Consider the following 15,237-nt stretch of genomic DNA (forward strand, 5'->3'; position numbering starts at 1 on the left):
CTCGTTGACAGCAAGCGGTGTCGGACTAGATCGCCTCGTATTGATCTATCCGGCGTCAGTCTTGACCTTACATGCCTCGGGTAGCGGGTGGATCTGCCTTGCTTCTGGTACGTCGCGCGGAATTTTGCTTTGCACGCCTGTCGTCCATTCAAAGCGTTCGTCGAACCCGAGTGGCGGGCGTGCTACCTGAGCCGTCTGCCATACGTTGCCTTCAGCAACCGAAACGCCAGAGAGTTCCCCTCGCAACATAGCAAGGATCTCAGAGTCTTCTCGGTTTACCCCCAACGCGTCGATCATCGTTTCGAATGGGGCTTGCGCGGATTTCACGGCGTTGAGAAAAGCCATTGCTTGATTTTTTCTGATAACCACATTCGTCGACTGACGACCGTTTTTCGCTGGCAACGCTGCAATCCAGCTAGCAGGTCCGCCGTTCAGGCCGAGCACTACATTGCCTTCTATCAGAGCGTCGTCCACGCCGTAGAGCGCGATGCCGTGCCCCGCCGCGGGCAGAACGAGGTTGCAGCGCACCATCACACCGCTCCAGTGCCCGTCAAAGATAACGATGCCTTGCCAACCACCATCGTAGACGTGCCCCCCTGGCCGCGCAGCTCTCAAGCCGATCGAACGGATGCACACATTGCCGGTGATCAAGACCGGTCCGAACGCTGCTTCGTCTGAACCCGTCCCTTGCATACAGTCGGGGTGGAGCAAGCTGGATGTCGGCCATTGGTCGATGACGATGTTGTCACAGATCACGATGCTGCGGCCTGAATACTGTATGCCGTCGATAGCGAAATCGCGGAATGTGTTGTCGGCGATGAGCACCTGCCGTGCGCGGTAGATCTCTACTGCCGTCATCGCATCGTGCACCTCGGCACCAGTCAGGGTCAGGCAGTCACCCGCGAGGACGATACCATCGGGTGCTCGGGCAACGAAGGCGTTTTGCGGGGTAGCAGCGATGGCTAGGGTCGAGCCGATGTCGAGATCATCGAGGACGATGTTGTCCGCCCGCGCCTCACCCGGCGCATAGACCGAGACGAGTTGCCGTCGCTCGGGCGGCGCGCGCCCGGCGGTGACAGTGATCCCGCGTAAGACAAAGTGCGAAGCGCGCGACAGATCGAGGCTCGTAAAATGGGGGCGAGCGCCCGGGGCCGCAGCGATGGTCACGAAGCCACTGTTGGCGAGCCCAGAAAGGTCCACATCTCCATACTCGCCGCTTGCCAGCAGCAACATATCGCCACCGCGCACGCGCACTCCGCGCCGCTCCTCGAGGCTCACTCGGGGAATGCGGCCGGTTAGGCGCGACAAAATGCGGTCGGCTCGCGCGACCCGACGCTGCCTCTCGCCGAGCAGCCCTACGGCGACCAACTGGTTCAAGTCACGCCACGGCCTTGCTTGGCTGCCGTCTCCTTCCGCGCTACCAAGCACTGGATCAACATGGAAGACCCTCCCATCAGCAGGACCTGGTGTGCTGCAGGCAGGCATCGGATAAGCGTCGATTGATAGGTCACGTGCAGCCCCGCGTAGGAACACTAAAAGTCCGACAGCGATCATAATAAGCGCAGCCACCAACAATCGAGTCGACATCGATCTCTTGCGAAACAGCTGGAAACGCACGTGCTCATGCCCCCGGATGTAGACCTATTCGAGAAGTATCATCGCCAGATGCGGGCGTCAAAGGGTAGATTAACCCAACAATGACCGCATTTTTCCTTTGGGATCTGCAAATACGTTCTAGACAAGATAAGAATCGCTCAGTTTCACTGTGACCACAAAGTACCTTAGCACGGGCAAGTGAACCCGGCGCGGCGACTGGATCGATCAATTGCCTGGCATGCCCCACTACGATACGACCCGCGCCGAGGCCTATTTCTGAAATGAGGCTGAGGCGCAGGCGGCGCGATATCGCAGGGCGATCGTTCGATAAGGCAACAGCTTCGGCTGACGCGTCCATCCCTGCGAAACTTGATCAGCGAACCTTGTCGCGCTTCGCCTTCGCGTCCGCTTTGAGCTTTTCGATCCGCTCCGAGCACACCTCGTGCACGACGCGGCCAAGTTCCTCGACCTGTGCACCAAGCCATTCGAGCTCTTCCTTGGTCACCCGGTAGTGCTTCGAGTAGCGCGCTTTGACATAGGCGTCCTTGAGCTTCTCGAACCGCGCGCGATCGCGCTTGTTATCGCGCGGCCAAACGTAGGTAAGGCGCGGATCAATCCGCTCAGCCTGAGTGCGCAAGAAGCCGAGGTTGTGCACGTGCGGGGTGTAGAATGTGCACACCAACAGCACTGTGTGGTACAGCCTTTCGCATGACTGGTGCAGGATGAAGGCTGGCTCCTTGGTGCGCCCTTCTGCCACCAACCCACGGGCGGTGTTCAGGTAGACCAGCGAGCTCGGAAACCACTCCTCGAGATACTCCTGCGCCATGGCAAGCGCCTGCGTTGGCGTCTTGGGCTTGGGCGTGTGGAGCTCGGTATCGTCGGACTGGTAGACCGCGATCCCTTCGGCCTTCACATCCATGAAGAAATAGCGGCCATGGGCGAGGCCGTCGTTCACCTCCTGCAGCGTGTGGACGATGAAGTTGACCGGCGTGCGCAGCGTTCCGGTAAGGCCATACTCGCGCATCAGCCGGTCATCGAGCTTGGACCAGTATTTCACCCGGTCGGTAAGCCGCTTGTCGCTGACGATGATGAGAAGATCGAAGTCCGACTGGTAGCCCTTGGCGGTGTGCGGCTCGTCGACCCAGGTGCCGCGCGCATAGCTCCCGTAGAGGATCACCTTTAGAATGCGTCCGGCTTTCTTCCACTCGTGCTTGGCGAGCGCGAAGGCGTCGTCGAACTCCTCGAAGATCAGCTGCACCACGCGCTCAAGCTCGCGCTGCTTTTGCGGGGGCAGATGATCGAGGTCGGTGCGCATGGTCACAGGAGTGTAGCAGGCGCGGACTCGCGGTGCACCTTTGTTCTTACTCGCTTTGTTCGAAGGCGCGTTTCCGGCGACGTCGCTACAAGGCCAGCATCTGTTCGCGTTCCTCGCCCTGCAACTTGGCGGCAATGGCGAGGAACGCGCCCAGCAGCACGGGCCGTTCATCATCGGTGAGCTCGATCAGCCCAGCCTTCTGGACGAGACCGCAAAGTTTCGATGCGTCGCCTCATGCGAATCCGTCGCATGATCTGCCACTCGCGCAAGGCCGCGACGCGGCGCTGGCGCACGCCGCGGAGCGCGGTCTGATCCTTTTTGGCGAGCAGGCTCGGCCTTCGAGTATGTCACCGACGAGCGCGGTATAAATGGTGCGCCCCTACGGCTCGTACGACGCCGAAGCCGCTTAAAAGAAAAGGCCGGAACTCGCCCGCGAGGCGGTCACCGGCCGGGTGCGGCGCGCCGTGCAAGCGCGGCAGCTCGAGACCTAGCTGCGCACCAAACCGCGGCGCCGCACCGAGCAGTTTCGTCGAGCGCTGGCAGAAGCTTGAGCAGACGGCCAGACGCCAATTCGATGCGACATGTCCGGTTACCGGACCACGCGCTCCGAGACGGGGGGCGTGGCCAAGATCCGTGACCGCAATCCGCAGCTAGAGCGCTCATCGCCGCTTGCGAGCACGAGCTCGGCATCGGCATCTACACCGGTCGCAGCACGGGTCGTGACTTCGCGGTCAACCACGCCCCGGGGATCGCCAGGAACGAAGACTGGGACTGAGACAACCGTTCCGGTCGCTGCACCCCCCAAGTTGAGCGATCACCCTGCTGCAAGCCGCCCCGACGTCGCGTAGTGCACCTCCATTAGGCGCGGGGGAGGGACTGTCGTGGCTTCTATTTCCAGGATGAGATGAAACTTGCAACTCTTCGAGGTGCACCGATCGCAACGCGCGATCCCTTGGTCGATGATGTGCTGAGTGTGCTGGATACGATTTCCGGCCTGCTGAGCGAAATACGATCCTAATACAGCAATCCGGTGACGGGCGCGGCGCACAGGTCGGTGATTGCCGATCTGTTCGCCAGACTTCTTCTGCCCGAGGTCCGGGTCGACGAATTGTTCGAATTACCGGATTTCTCCGCAAGCCCCTCGTGGGAGATCCTGCTTGACCTCTACCGACAGGAGGAGCTCGGCCGCGAAACCTCCATCACGGGGTCTGCCTCGTCGCGCGTTTCCCGGCAACCACCGGCCTGCGCTGGATCCGCGCTCTCGAGGAGCTGAACCTCGTGACCCGCAGCGACGATCCCTTGGATCGGCGCCGCGTCTAATCCATACCGTTCCCAGCATGTCCGCCCAGTTTGGGCGGTAACCATTTCGCACCGACCCGTCTACGAAATCCGGCCGTTCCAAGCCATCGAGGGTCGATCCCAGATGGTCTACATGCGCGCCACGGCAGAACTATTCGACTCATCGCCGCATCAGCCGAGCGGTTTCCTCGCCGCGCACCAGCTCGTCATGAAGGAGCCGGCCCGTGTCCATACGCTGCGCAAGCGCCTCGATGAAGAAGGCAAAGCGCTTCTCGACCTCGGCGCGCGCTGCGGCCGTCTCTGTGCCCGATGATGCGGCGGTCACCGCGAGCCAGCGCCGCAGGTATAGCGCGAAGGCCTCATTCCCGACATCGACATGATAGCTCAATCGGTCGAGCTGGCGGGATATCCGGTCAAGCCTGCGGCTGAACGCGGCCTCGAGCCGCTCGGAGCCGTCGGGCGAGAGGAAGGATGCGAGCGCCGCCTCGACGACCGCAGCCTGCGAGACGCGCCCGCGTCCCGCATGGTCGGCGAGCTGGCGTGAGAGCTGCGGGGGCAGGCGGAAGGTATGCTTTATCCGGTTGCCTCTTGTCACAGGTCGATCCCGTCGCCCGGATCAAGCGCTGCCCGCCGCGCATTGTCCTGCACCTGACCGGCCAAGCGCCGATTGCGGGCTGCCGTGTACTCGTCGTCGCCATCGTCGAATGCGAACTCGTTGCGGATCACCGACTGTGCGGGAGCAATGTCCTCGTGCTCGGGGATCTCGGGCTCGCGGCGAATGCCGCCCTCACCTTCGTCCTCGTTCTCCACGGTCATGGGTCTATCAGAGGTACGGCTAGCCGACGGGGTTACAAGGCACTCGTCCCAGTCACCCGATGGCTTTGCTTCAATGGTCTTGGTGCCTTCTAGCGGCGCAAGCACCCGTCCGGCAAGCCGCGGATCGGCGTAGTAGCGCACCTTCTTTGCCCTTACCGGATGCGCCCCCGCAAGCATGACAATCTCGTCTGTGTCGGGCAGCTGCATGATCTCGCCCTGGGTCAGCAGGGCGCGCGCGGTTTCGGTGCGCGATACCATCAGATGCCCGAGCCAGGGCGAGAGCCGATGCCCGGCGTAGTTCTTCATCGCGCGCAGCTCGGTCGCTGTGCCGAGGGAATCCGAGATCCGCTTGGCGGTGCGCTCGTCGTTGGTCGCAAAGCAGACGCGGACATGACAATTGTCGAGGATCGCGTTGTTGGGCCCATAGGCTTTCTCGATCTGGTTCAGCGACTGGGCGATCAGGAAGGCCTTGATCCCGTAGCCTGCCATGAAGGCCAGCGCGCTCTCGAAAAAATCGAGGCGCCCCAGCGCCGGAAATTCGTCGAGCATCAGCAGCAGACGCTGGCGGTCGGCTCCGGCGGAAAGGTCCTCGGTCAGGCGCCGACCGAGCTGGTTGAGGATCAGCCGGATCAGCGGCTTGGTGCGGCTGATGTCGGACGGCGGGACGACGAGATAGAGCGTAACCGGCGTGCGCGGATCGACAAGATCGGCAATGCGCCAGTCGCAGCGCCGCGTGACCGCGGCGATAACAGGATCACGGTAGAGGCCAAGGAACGACATCGCGGTCGAGAGCACGCCCGAGCGTTCGTTGTCCGACTTGTTGAGGAGTTCGCGCGCTGCGCTCGCGACTACCGGGTGAACCCCGTCATCCCCGAGATGCGGCGTGCGCATCATCGCATCGAGGGTCGCCTCGATCGTGCGCGAGGGATCGGACAGGAACGCTGCCACGCCTGCGAGGGTCTTGTCGGCTTCCGCATAGAGCACATGGAGGATAGCCCCGACCAGCAGAGCATGGCTGGTCTTTTCCCAGTGGTTGCGGCGTTCCAGCGAGCCTTCCGGATCGACGAGGACATCGGCGATGTTCTGGACGTCGCGCACCTCGTTGATGCCGCGGCGGACCTCGGCGAGCGGATTGTAGGCGGCCGAGTCCGCCGAGGTCGGATCGAAGCGCAGCACCCGGCCAAACCGCGAGCGGAAGCCCGCGGTGAGGCCCCAGTTCTCGCCCTTGATGTCGTGGACGATCGCCGAGTGCGGCCAGGTCAGGAGCGTCGGGACGACAAGTCCAACCCCCTTGCCGCTGCGGGTCGGTGCGAAGCACAGCACATGCTCGGGACCGTCGTGGCGCAGATAGAGATTGGCGAGGCGGCCAATGACAACGCCGCGTCCTGCCAGCAGTCCGGCCGCAGCGACATCGGCACGGGTCGCCCAGCGCGCCGAGCCATAGGTGGCGCTGCTCTTCGCCTCGCGCGCGCGCCAGACCGACATGGCGATCGCCGCGATCACGGAGATGAGCCCGCCCGAAGCCGCGATGATCCCGCCGGTCTCGAAGATGCGCGGCGCATAGGCCTCGTAGCTGAACCACCACCAGAAGATCGACCAGGGCGGATAGACCGGCCTGCCGAGGGCGATGAACCACGCGCTGCCGAGCTCGGGCTGGTAGGCCAGCGCGGCGGCGGTCCACTGGGTTGCCGCCCAGACGCCGCCGATCGCGATGGCGAACACAGCGAATATCTGCCCCCACAGGATCCTCGTCGCTGACATCGACCTCTCCTTTCGGGGCAAAGGAAGGCCTGGTCGCCGCCAGTGACAAGGCTGAATAGGCCCGGTCGTAACGCAGCGAAGTAACGGAAAGGCGCGGGCTAAAGCGCCTCGACAACAAAGGCCGGATCGCCTGCCCAGGTCAGGCGGTACATCGCACCCTGGACGACCGATTGCACGACGTTGGGCCACAGCGCCGCAATGCAGGTGCCCCTTGCATGCCTGACGGAAGGGTAGATGATCCCGTTGTGTCCCTCGGCGCGCGCGCGCGAGGCGAGGGCGTTGCCGGCGGGATAGCCGGCCGCCGGGTCGGGACTGAGCGCAGGGTGGCCCGGCTCCCGGCGCAGATCGACGAAGACCCCCGACATGCTCGCGATCATCTCGCCATATTCGACCACCGCGTCGAAATTGCCGGCATCAGCAAGCGCCCGGGTGAGATGAAAGCCGACTTCAGCGAGGCAGGTTGCGACGTCGAGCGCGGCGTACCAGGCGCCGCGTTCCGCCGGATTGAAGCGCGAGGGTTGGCGGGGCTTGGCATAGGCGAAGCTGGCATTGATGAACTTCGCATGGGGAACGCCGTGAACCAGCTCATCAGCGGCAAGCCCTGCCAGGCCGCGCTCCTCGGCGATCAGCCGGTTGCTGGTCGCCCCCTCGATCTGGGCGAGCAGGGCTTCTTCCTCAGCCGTATCGGCGAGCGGAGCAAGCACCGCCTCGCGCAGCCGCGCGCTCGACACGAGGCGGATGGTGCGTTCGAAGGCCTCGCGGACGAGCGGGAGATCGCCCGCCAGATCAGAGCCCGCCACGGAGCGCGTCGATATACTGGCGGGTTTCGAGCATGCGCGGAATGCCGCCCTCGATCATCGCGCGGATCGGCGAGCGCTTGCCGAACACCGGCGCACGGTTCTCCAGCCTGGGCCAGCGATCGGCAAGGTCGTTGGCGAAAAGCAGGTGGAGCCCCTTGTAGATCCCGATCAGCGCCGAGGCCCGGGTGAGCTGGTCCTGGCTGAGCACGCCTTCCCAGCGGCCCGCCTTCATCCGGTCCCAGGTGCTTTCTGACACGCCGAGCAGCGCCGCCCCTTCCGCATTGCTGGTGTTCCAGGCCCCGGTGAGACGAAGCACCGCCTTGACGGCCGCAGCTGTGAGGCGCTGCCGATCTGTATCCTCGGCGAAGGTCTGAAGCCCCTGAGGAACCCCTGCATAGCCAAAAGCGGTGGTTGCCATATCGCGTCTCCTGATGCGACTATAAGCATCATGCGACACGAGTTCAAGTTTGCCGGTTTCGCTATGATGCCTCACAGCGCTGGTCCCCGCTTGCGCCCGAGGCTCCAGTCGACCCCGCCGCGCCCGTTGATCCGCCCCGAGACCGCCGCGCCCAGATGGCGGTCGAGATCCTGTCGCCAAGGCACCAGCTGGAAGCCGCGCCCATCCTCGATCACGGCGTACCGTCCCGACGCGAGCGCGATCCGTTCCCGATAGACCCCTGAGACTATGCCGCCCTCAGTTGCGGGCCGTGGTTCGATCCCGTAGCGCCCGGCGATCGCGGTCGTTGCCTGCGCGATCTCGTCAGCGCGCAGCCGATCAAGCAGATTGCGGCTGAAGACTACCCTCTGGCCCTGCCGCGTGGCCAATCCCTGCTCGACAAGCCAGTCACGGCGCTGCCCGATCGCCGCGTCCAGTTCTGCCCCAAATCCGCGGGCCGGCGCCGTTTGGGTAGGAGCCATCATCCTGCGGTCGAGCCAGGTGGCGCCCCGGGCTCCGATCTGCTGGTCAAGGGAAAGATCGGAACGGACCAACAGCCCTTCCTGCGCGCGCCCGTTCCGGTCGGTCCAGCGACCCAGCGCGACGATTGCGCCGGGTGCCGCATCGCCGGTGCGCTCGATATCGGGGAAGCGCAGGTAATGCGTCCGTCCGTCGGTTGCATCGACGATCGCGAAAGCCTCGCCGGTGAGCTCATCGTGCAGCCCGCGCGCGATCAGCCGCCCCTCGATGGCTCCTCCCCCGACAGCATCGGGCTGCGGGGCGCCGAGCACCAACCGGTCGGGCGCCAGCTCGCGATCCTGCGCCGCCATGGCGCGGTGCATGGTCCTGATGATGTCGCCACGCTCGCCGAGTTCGCGCAGCGTCGCCTCGGCACGCGGGGACAGGTGCCATGTCGCGGGGCCCGCCGGCTCGGCGAGCCCCATGCGTTCGAGCATCTTGGCCCGGGCAATCAGAAAGGTCCGGTCGCGCTGGCTCGATGCCGCCGCATCAGGCCGCAGATCGATCAGGCCCTCGGGCCCGGCGATGCGCCGCAATTGCTGGTCCAACCCGGTCCACCGCTCGGCACCGATCTCGCGGCGCAGCGCGGCATCGATGTCACGTTCGCTGCGCGGCCCAAGCTCCAGCGTGACGCGCTCCTGCGCGCGGCCCCGCAGACCACGGGTGATGTAGCTGCGATCAATCACGAGGTCGCTCCCGTCATCGGCCACACCGCGCACCAGGATGTGGACGTGGGGGCTGGCTGTGTTCCAATGATCGATCGCCACCCAGTCGAGCGCCGTGCCGCAGTCGCGCGCCATGTCGGCCATCAGCTCGCGGGTGAAGGTCCTGATGTCGGCGAGCTCGGCCGCATCCTCCGGCGAGACCATGAAGCGGAAGTGGTGCCGGTCGCTCTCGCAGCGCCCGGCAAAGCGCGTCGTGTTGGCTGCGTCACCGCGCGCGTCGAACATGATTCCGTCGCTTCCATCCCGGGTGACGCCGTCGCGCTCGAGATAGGCGATGTGCCGCGCGAGCGGCGCCGAACGGAAGCGGGTGCCGCGATGCCGGACAATCCGCGCCTTGACGATGACCCGGCGGCTATAGCGCGCCTGCCGACTCCCAAGGGCCGCGCGTCCGCCACGGGCGCGGCGGGTGGTAGTGCGGCGCGGCCTCTGACGCGCTCCGTGCCGGGCATTCCCGCCTTTCCTCGCGATCTGCTGGACGCGTCCGACCAGGCTTGTGGCCCTGCGATAGCCCTGCCCGCCCCGGTCGCCGACGCGTCCCGGCCTGATCGTGAATTCATCGTCCGCCACGGCTCAGAAGTGCTGCTGCCAGCGCATCCGGCGCTGAATTCGTTGGACAATTCGGCCGCTGCGATGGCGGCGGGCCGCCGCTGACGGCGCCGATTCCCCAACAAATCCAGCCACCTGCACCCCACGCGGCGGCGGTGCTTTAATCTTGCCATCCCCCCACCTTCCTTCCTCATCGCCTTCCCGCTCTCCCGGACCTCGCCGGACGACCAGGTGGGAAGGGCCTGCATCGGACCACATGTCACTCGTCTCCTGTCGTCCGGACGGGCGCAAACAGGTCGTGCCCGGGTGCAGCAGGACGGGCAAAGGGGTTGGCCTGGGACTGCCGGTTGCCGTCGCCTGAGACTGGCTCAGGCTGCAGATCTTCACGCGGCAAACGTGGCGGCATGTTCCCCGCCGGCTGCATGGCCGCTGCAACCGTGACGCTCCCGCCTTGCAGCAGCGCTGCAACCGAAGCGACATAGCGGCGGGTTTCGAGCGGCAGTGGGCGGCCCCTGTCGCGCCATTCCTCATAGCGGCCCGGCCCGGCATTATAGGCCGCAAGAAAGCCAATGGCGCCGTAGCGGTCGTACATTTCGCGCAGGTACGCGGTGCCCGCCAGGATGTTGTCGCGCGGATCGAACGGATCGGTCCCCAGCATCAGGCGCGCGCGCTGGCGTGCCCAGGTCCCGGGCATCAGCTGCATAAGGCCCATGGCGCCCGCCGAAGAGACCGCGCGGACGCGGCCTGCACTCTCGGTCCGGATCACGGCATGAATCCAGTTTTCCGGCACGCCGAAGCGCTGCGCGGCTTCTCGGACATGCGGCGCAATGTCGATGTCGGAGATGGGCGCGGGGGTGCTCGCGGCCTGCGCATGCCCGGCATCGGCCAGCGGCAGGATCAGCGCGCAGGCCAGCGCGATCGAAAGTCGGCGCGACGTCACTGAGTCAGTCTTTCGCGTCGCGGCGGGTCCCACGCGACCACATCAGGACATGCGCGCCCCCGTCCGAGCGGAACAGGTTGGCACGCAGCGGCTGCACCAGCGCCGGATCATCGATCAGCACCGCGACATAGGCGCCCGCCTTGTCGCCGGTGCGCTTCCAGCCCGCTCCCACTTCGAAGAGATCCTCGCCCTCGCCTGCCAGAATGCGGTAGTCCGGGGCGCTCTCCGCGTCGGCATGCTCCGACGGAACGAGGGTGAGCGCGCGGTCAATCGTCAGGGTCTGCAGACGCCCTGAATAGCCGTCGCGGGTGGTTTTGAAGGTGCCGATACAGGTCACGGTTGGGTCTCCTCGGTAGGGTTGGCAGGTTCGGAAAGGGTTGGCCGGGCGAACCAGACGCGCTCGCCGTCGCCCGTCTCATCGGTCCAGACCGGGCTCGCGCGGCCGATCAGCCGGGCAGCGGGCAAGGGTCCGAAATAGCGCCCGTCGAAACTGTCCGCTGCGCGCCGGTTCATCACGAAGATTGTATCGGCGGCAATGACCCGACAGCCATTCCATGCAGGCAGCGCACGACCGCGACTGTCATGGGTGCGCGCCGTGCCGACGGGCTCGCCATTGATCGTGATGCTGGCCCCGGTGCGACAGACCCTGTCGCCGGGCAGCCCGGCGATCTCTTTCAGCAATGGCATGCCGGTCGGCAGATAGCCGCGCGCCGCAAGGAAGCGCTGAAGATGCGGGGGCGGATCGATCGCCACCCGCTCGCCGACATGCAGGCTGGCTGTTCCGCGGATGTGATAGAGTCCGGTCGGCACGCTCGCCGTGGCGTTCCAGACCAGCACGCGCGACACCGGCAGAGCGGCGCTCGCCAGGGCAGCTGCAGCGGCTGTGCCGGCGATGAGGATCGTGCGCCGCTTCATGATGACAGCCGCCTGCGCAGACACCAGGCCCTGTGCCGGCGCTGGTCATAGGGCCGCACCGGCATGCCGACCGTTAGCCGATTGTGCATGTGCCGCCAGTGCTCGGGCGCGACGTCGCACGGGTCGAAACCCGACTGTTCGATGGCATCGATCAGCCCGAAGGCCGCGCGGACCTTCGGCCACCCACGTGCCGACAGCAGGATCTCGCCGCCCGGATCGACCTGCGGGAGCGTGCTGAAAGCGTCCCCGTGGCCGACCGCGCGCACGATCACGAGCTGCGAGCGCTGCGTGCCATAGGCGTTGGACGCCCAGCGCACGAGAGCGAAGACCTGGCCCGGCGCATAGCTTTCGATGCGGGAGCGGCGATCGATGATGCGCTCCGCTACCGGTTTGCCGAACCGTAGCCAGTCCTCCTGCACACCCTGTCGCCAGACCAGCGTCACATGGGTGAGCGGCGGGTCGTTCTGGCTTGTGCGCTGCGGCGTCACCGGCGGCAACGGCGGGCCGGCTTCGCACAGGCGCTGCGGCGTTAGCAGGAATCCGAAGGATTCCCTGTTAGGATGGTTACAGGCCGGATTTGCGCCGCGATTCCAGCATGCTGTGCCCGATTCCGGTTCCCGATGGACCGAACTTCCGGTTCCTGATGGACCGAGTGACCGGGTTCCTGATGGACCGAACATCACACAGACTTGTCCACAGGGCGCATGCCGATCCGGCGCATGGCTGCAGTGAAGGCGTCGACCGGGATCGCGACGAAATTCAGCCGCTCGCGGCCCAGCGGACGGTCAAGGCTCAGGGTGTAGCCGGGCAGTGACTGGCGCCGCACGATGCCGCGGACCTCGAAGGCAAAGCGCTTGCAGGGCGAGAGCGAGCCTGACTTCAGCCAGAGGTGCTCGATATCGAAGCTCCACCCGTTTGTCTGGCGGCCGCCATGCTTGCGCACGATGCGGTAGAGCCAGCGTTCAAGCCCCCCGGTGAGACGGAAATAGGCCGGATCGATGGTCAGCACGAGCGCGCGGTCGAGCACGCCCTCATAAAACCAGTCGGGAATGATCATCTCGATCCCCATCGCGCGGCCCCTGCCATCGAGGCGCTCGCGCCATTCGTTGATCCAGGAGAAGCGGTGCCGCCGCCGGGAGCTCGCCTGCCGGATCGAGGTGGCGATGCTGGTCGACTGCAGCCGGTCGAGCGCGGCCTTGAGCCGTTCATAGCCGACCTTGCCGGTACTGCGCTGCGTGAAGCGCATGATCTCGTGCGGGGTGGCCGCGATCAGCCGCGACGTCGGCCGCCCGGCATCGCGCGCCTCGACGATCTGGCTGGCGATCCAGATCAGCACATCGGCATCCCAGATTGTCGCCATGCCATGCTCGGCCGTGGCCTCGACGAGGATCGTGACCTCGCCCATGCGAAAATCGATGGGCCTCACGCGCTTGCGCTTGGCAAGACTGAAGAAGGGCCAGGCCATCAGGTCCTGCGCATCGCGTGCGGCGATGGCGCCGCCCGCTCCGACAAACAGGTCGAGCTGGCTCGAGGCTTCATCGAAGGCGGCGCGGCGCTCCATCGCCCGGTCCTTCAGCGCCGGACCGGAGGGGTGTAGCCATCGATCCGCCTGGCGGGATGGACGACGCCCTTGCCCGGATCGCTGGTCGAGCGCCGCAAGCCTTGCTGGGCCCACTCGTCGAGGTCATCGATCTGGTAGACGATCCGCCCGCCAAGCTTGTGATAGACGGGCCCGGTACCGTAGCAGCGGTGCTTCTCAAGCGTGCGCGGCGAGAGCCCGAGATGCACGGCGGCATCGGGCGTCCTCAGATAGCGTGGGCGGATAGGCGCGGGAATGGCGGTCATGGAGGATCTCCGCGAAGGCGAGGATGACTGCGGCGCAGGGCCGCTCGCTGCGGAGAGGGATGGCGGATCGGAGCGGTAAGGGAGGAGCGACAGAATTCACGCGGCGCGATTGTCGCCCCTTCCCTTGGGCTCGGTGCCATCGCCCGATGCCCGGCACCGGGGAGTGGCGCGCCCGCCGGAAAAGCCCCGCCCGGCGGTACCGGGCGGGGCGTGGTCGGCTTACTCGCCGGTCGCCTTGCGGGCGCGGGTCCACACCAGGCTGAAGTTCTCGCCGTCTTCCTCGGCGAAGAGGTTGGCGTAGATCGGGCCTGAGAAGCTCGGATCGTCGAGCTTGACCGAGAGGTAGTCGCGGCCTTCCTGGCTCTGCTTCTTCCAGGCGGCACCGATCTCGGCGCGGCCGACGAAGACCCGGTGCGAGGGAGCGTTCTCGTTCGTCTGGTCGCTTTCGACGATGATGCGCACGTTCTTCTGCTGCACGCTCATGGTGACGATCTCGCCCTTGAAGCCGTTGGCGGTGCGGGTGAAGTTACCGATGTTGGCCATTGTACAGTTCCTTGTCCTTTCGAGCCTGCGCCCATCGCAGCCTCGATGGCCATGCACAGGCGGCTGTGCGGGGACGGCGCATCCCTGCAAGGGACCGCAGCGCAACGGAGGACGGCAGCGGCCAGCGGCTATTTTGCCTCGCGATGCAAAGGGCGCAGTCGCGCCCGGCGGAAAATAGCCGCAAGGCCGCGCCGTTGCGCCCTAGGCCCCGCAAGGGCGAAGCCCGTCCGCCGCCAGACAGGCCATTGACGAGGCGGGCGGTGGGGCGGGCTCGTGGGGCAGGACGAACAGGTCCGGGCAACGGCCGTTTCCGCACCGACTGACAGGCCGGGCAGGGATCAATGCATGCGCACTGTGCATCGAAGGCACGCGGCTCCCGAAAAACTGACGGCGGCACGGATTGTTTCCATGGGTTTTGCTCGCCGCCCGCCGGGTGGTGCCCCGGAACTTCAGACGCGCGCGAGGAAGGCCCGTACCATGCCGAGGAACGAAGGCGCGGGGCGCTCCGGCTCTTGTGCTCCCGTCTCCAGGGCCGGTCCGAGCCAGTCGGCATCAAGGCGCAGGCTGTGCGGCGCAGTCGGGCAGGTGCAAGCCACCGGTGCGAACAGCGCCCAGTCGTCCCCGACAGGCCTGTCGTGGAGGCTTTTGCAGACATCGCACGAATCATGATGAAAGGCGTCGTATCGCACCGCCATCCGGACCCTCGGATGCTCTGCCATGATCTTCCGGTATATCGCCGCATCACGATGCCGGAACATGACAAATGAGGCGCGCAACAGCGTCGTTTCATGTGCTTTCAGCGGGTCGGCGAACCCTTTGTCGGAGAGTTCCTCGAGAGCCTGTCGGCTGAAGAAGGCATTCGCCCGGATCCCGAGCATTCGCTTCTCCTCGGCGGACAGCTGTTCGCCCGCCCTGCGCCAGGTTGTTACGGCGCTGCGTGGATGGTCGCCGCCAAGGTTCTCCAGCAGCGCCGCGATCGTCGGCTCGGCGGCGGGCTTCAGCAGCCCGAGGCGAGCCACCGCTTCGCGGGCCGCCATGATGCGTATGGCCGCAATGTCGGGCAGCTCGTGCATCGCACCGGAATAGTGACATTTCAGCGAGTTCGCCAGTCCCGCTGGTCATGAAAGCTGAGAGCCTTCAGACTCTTGCGCCGGATGGAGGGCGGGCGGGGAACGCCCCCG

The 15,237-nt window shown here is 65.6% G+C and carries 16 protein-coding genes and 1 pseudogene; 1 reads left to right on the forward strand and 16 read right to left on the reverse strand.

All coding sequences use genetic code 11. The features are described from left to right. Positions 1 to 45: 45 nt before the first annotated feature. From ACLBKU_RS07340 to ACLBKU_RS07350, 3 genes are all read right to left on the reverse strand, one after another. Positions 46 to 1,377, reverse strand: a complete 1,332-nt coding sequence (locus ACLBKU_RS07340) for a right-handed parallel beta-helix repeat-containing protein (protein ID WP_410178871.1) — start codon at positions 1,375 to 1,377, stop codon at positions 46 to 48. A gap of 592 nt (positions 1,378 to 1,969) precedes the next feature. Then, positions 1,970 to 2,911 (reverse strand): HEPN domain-containing protein, encoded by a 942-nt coding sequence (locus ACLBKU_RS07345; protein ID WP_410178872.1) that lies wholly within the window; start codon positions 2,909 to 2,911, stop codon positions 1,970 to 1,972. Between the two features lie 85 nt (positions 2,912 to 2,996). Further along, positions 2,997 to 3,101, reverse strand: coding sequence for a hypothetical protein (locus tag ACLBKU_RS07350; RefSeq protein ID WP_410179013.1), 105 nt, complete (start codon positions 3,099 to 3,101; stop codon positions 2,997 to 2,999). Positions 3,102 to 4,129: 1,028 nt separating this feature from the next. Between ACLBKU_RS07350 and ACLBKU_RS07355 the strand changes: the two are divergent. Then, positions 4,130 to 4,231: pseudogene (locus ACLBKU_RS07355) on the forward strand (hypothetical protein); the annotation flags it as partial. Between the two features lie 139 nt (positions 4,232 to 4,370). Here ACLBKU_RS07355 and ACLBKU_RS07360 read toward each other — a convergent pair. From ACLBKU_RS07360 to ACLBKU_RS07420, 13 genes are all read right to left on the reverse strand, one after another. Next, positions 4,371 to 4,805, reverse strand: a complete 435-nt coding sequence (locus ACLBKU_RS07360; protein ID WP_410178873.1) for a CopG family transcriptional regulator — start codon at positions 4,803 to 4,805, stop codon at positions 4,371 to 4,373. Next, on the reverse strand, positions 4,802 to 6,787 hold the full coding sequence (locus ACLBKU_RS07365) for a conjugal transfer protein TraG (RefSeq protein ID WP_410178874.1): 1,986 nt from the start codon (positions 6,785 to 6,787) through the stop codon (positions 4,802 to 4,804). Before ACLBKU_RS07365 ends, ACLBKU_RS07360 begins: the two co-directional genes overlap by 4 nt. Before the next feature lie 98 nt (positions 6,788 to 6,885). Then, entirely contained in the window at positions 6,886 to 7,587 is a 702-nt protein-coding gene (locus tag ACLBKU_RS07370; protein WP_410178875.1) for an RES family NAD+ phosphorylase, read from the reverse strand. Next, positions 7,574 to 8,005 (reverse strand): antitoxin Xre-like helix-turn-helix domain-containing protein, encoded by a 432-nt coding sequence (locus ACLBKU_RS07375; RefSeq protein WP_410178876.1) that lies wholly within the window; start codon positions 8,003 to 8,005, stop codon positions 7,574 to 7,576. The genes ACLBKU_RS07370 and ACLBKU_RS07375 overlap by 14 nt, the downstream gene beginning before the upstream one ends. A gap of 71 nt (positions 8,006 to 8,076) precedes the next feature. Continuing rightward, a complete protein-coding gene (locus ACLBKU_RS07380) occupies positions 8,077 to 9,834 on the reverse strand; it encodes a relaxase/mobilization nuclease domain-containing protein (protein WP_410178877.1) in 1,758 nt (585 codons plus the stop codon). Positions 9,835 to 10,072: 238 nt separating this feature from the next. Further along, positions 10,073 to 10,753, reverse strand: a complete 681-nt coding sequence (locus ACLBKU_RS07385) for a lytic transglycosylase domain-containing protein (protein WP_410178878.1) — start codon at positions 10,751 to 10,753, stop codon at positions 10,073 to 10,075. A gap of 4 nt (positions 10,754 to 10,757) precedes the next feature. Next, on the reverse strand, positions 10,758 to 11,090 hold the full coding sequence (locus tag ACLBKU_RS07390; RefSeq protein ID WP_410178879.1) for a DUF736 domain-containing protein: 333 nt from the start codon (positions 11,088 to 11,090) through the stop codon (positions 10,758 to 10,760). After that, positions 11,087 to 11,668, reverse strand: coding sequence for a conjugative transfer signal peptidase TraF (traF, locus tag ACLBKU_RS07395; protein ID WP_410178880.1), 582 nt, complete (start codon positions 11,666 to 11,668; stop codon positions 11,087 to 11,089). The genes ACLBKU_RS07390 and traF overlap by 4 nt, the downstream gene beginning before the upstream one ends. Then, entirely contained in the window at positions 11,665 to 12,156 is a 492-nt protein-coding gene (locus ACLBKU_RS07400) for a DUF2840 domain-containing protein (protein ID WP_410179014.1), read from the reverse strand. The genes traF and ACLBKU_RS07400 overlap by 4 nt, the downstream gene beginning before the upstream one ends. Before the next feature lie 191 nt (positions 12,157 to 12,347). Beyond that, positions 12,348 to 13,229, reverse strand: coding sequence for a replication initiator protein A (locus ACLBKU_RS07405; RefSeq protein WP_410178881.1), 882 nt, complete (start codon positions 13,227 to 13,229; stop codon positions 12,348 to 12,350). A gap of 11 nt (positions 13,230 to 13,240) precedes the next feature. Beyond that, positions 13,241 to 13,513 (reverse strand): helix-turn-helix transcriptional regulator, encoded by a 273-nt coding sequence (locus ACLBKU_RS07410; protein WP_410178882.1) that lies wholly within the window; start codon positions 13,511 to 13,513, stop codon positions 13,241 to 13,243. A 219-nt stretch (positions 13,514 to 13,732) separates the two neighbouring features. Next, positions 13,733 to 14,056, reverse strand: a complete 324-nt coding sequence (locus ACLBKU_RS07415; protein WP_410178883.1) for a DUF736 domain-containing protein — start codon at positions 14,054 to 14,056, stop codon at positions 13,733 to 13,735. 449 nt (positions 14,057 to 14,505) lie between these two features. Then, complete coding sequence (locus tag ACLBKU_RS07420; RefSeq protein WP_410178884.1) at positions 14,506 to 15,129, reverse strand: hypothetical protein; 624 nt, start codon at positions 15,127 to 15,129, stop codon at positions 14,506 to 14,508. Positions 15,130 to 15,237 lie beyond the last annotated feature (108 nt).

Origin of the sequence: Erythrobacter sp. NE805 (assembly GCF_046452355.1) — a bacterium.
Classification (GTDB): Bacteria; Pseudomonadota; Alphaproteobacteria; order Sphingomonadales; family Sphingomonadaceae; genus Erythrobacter.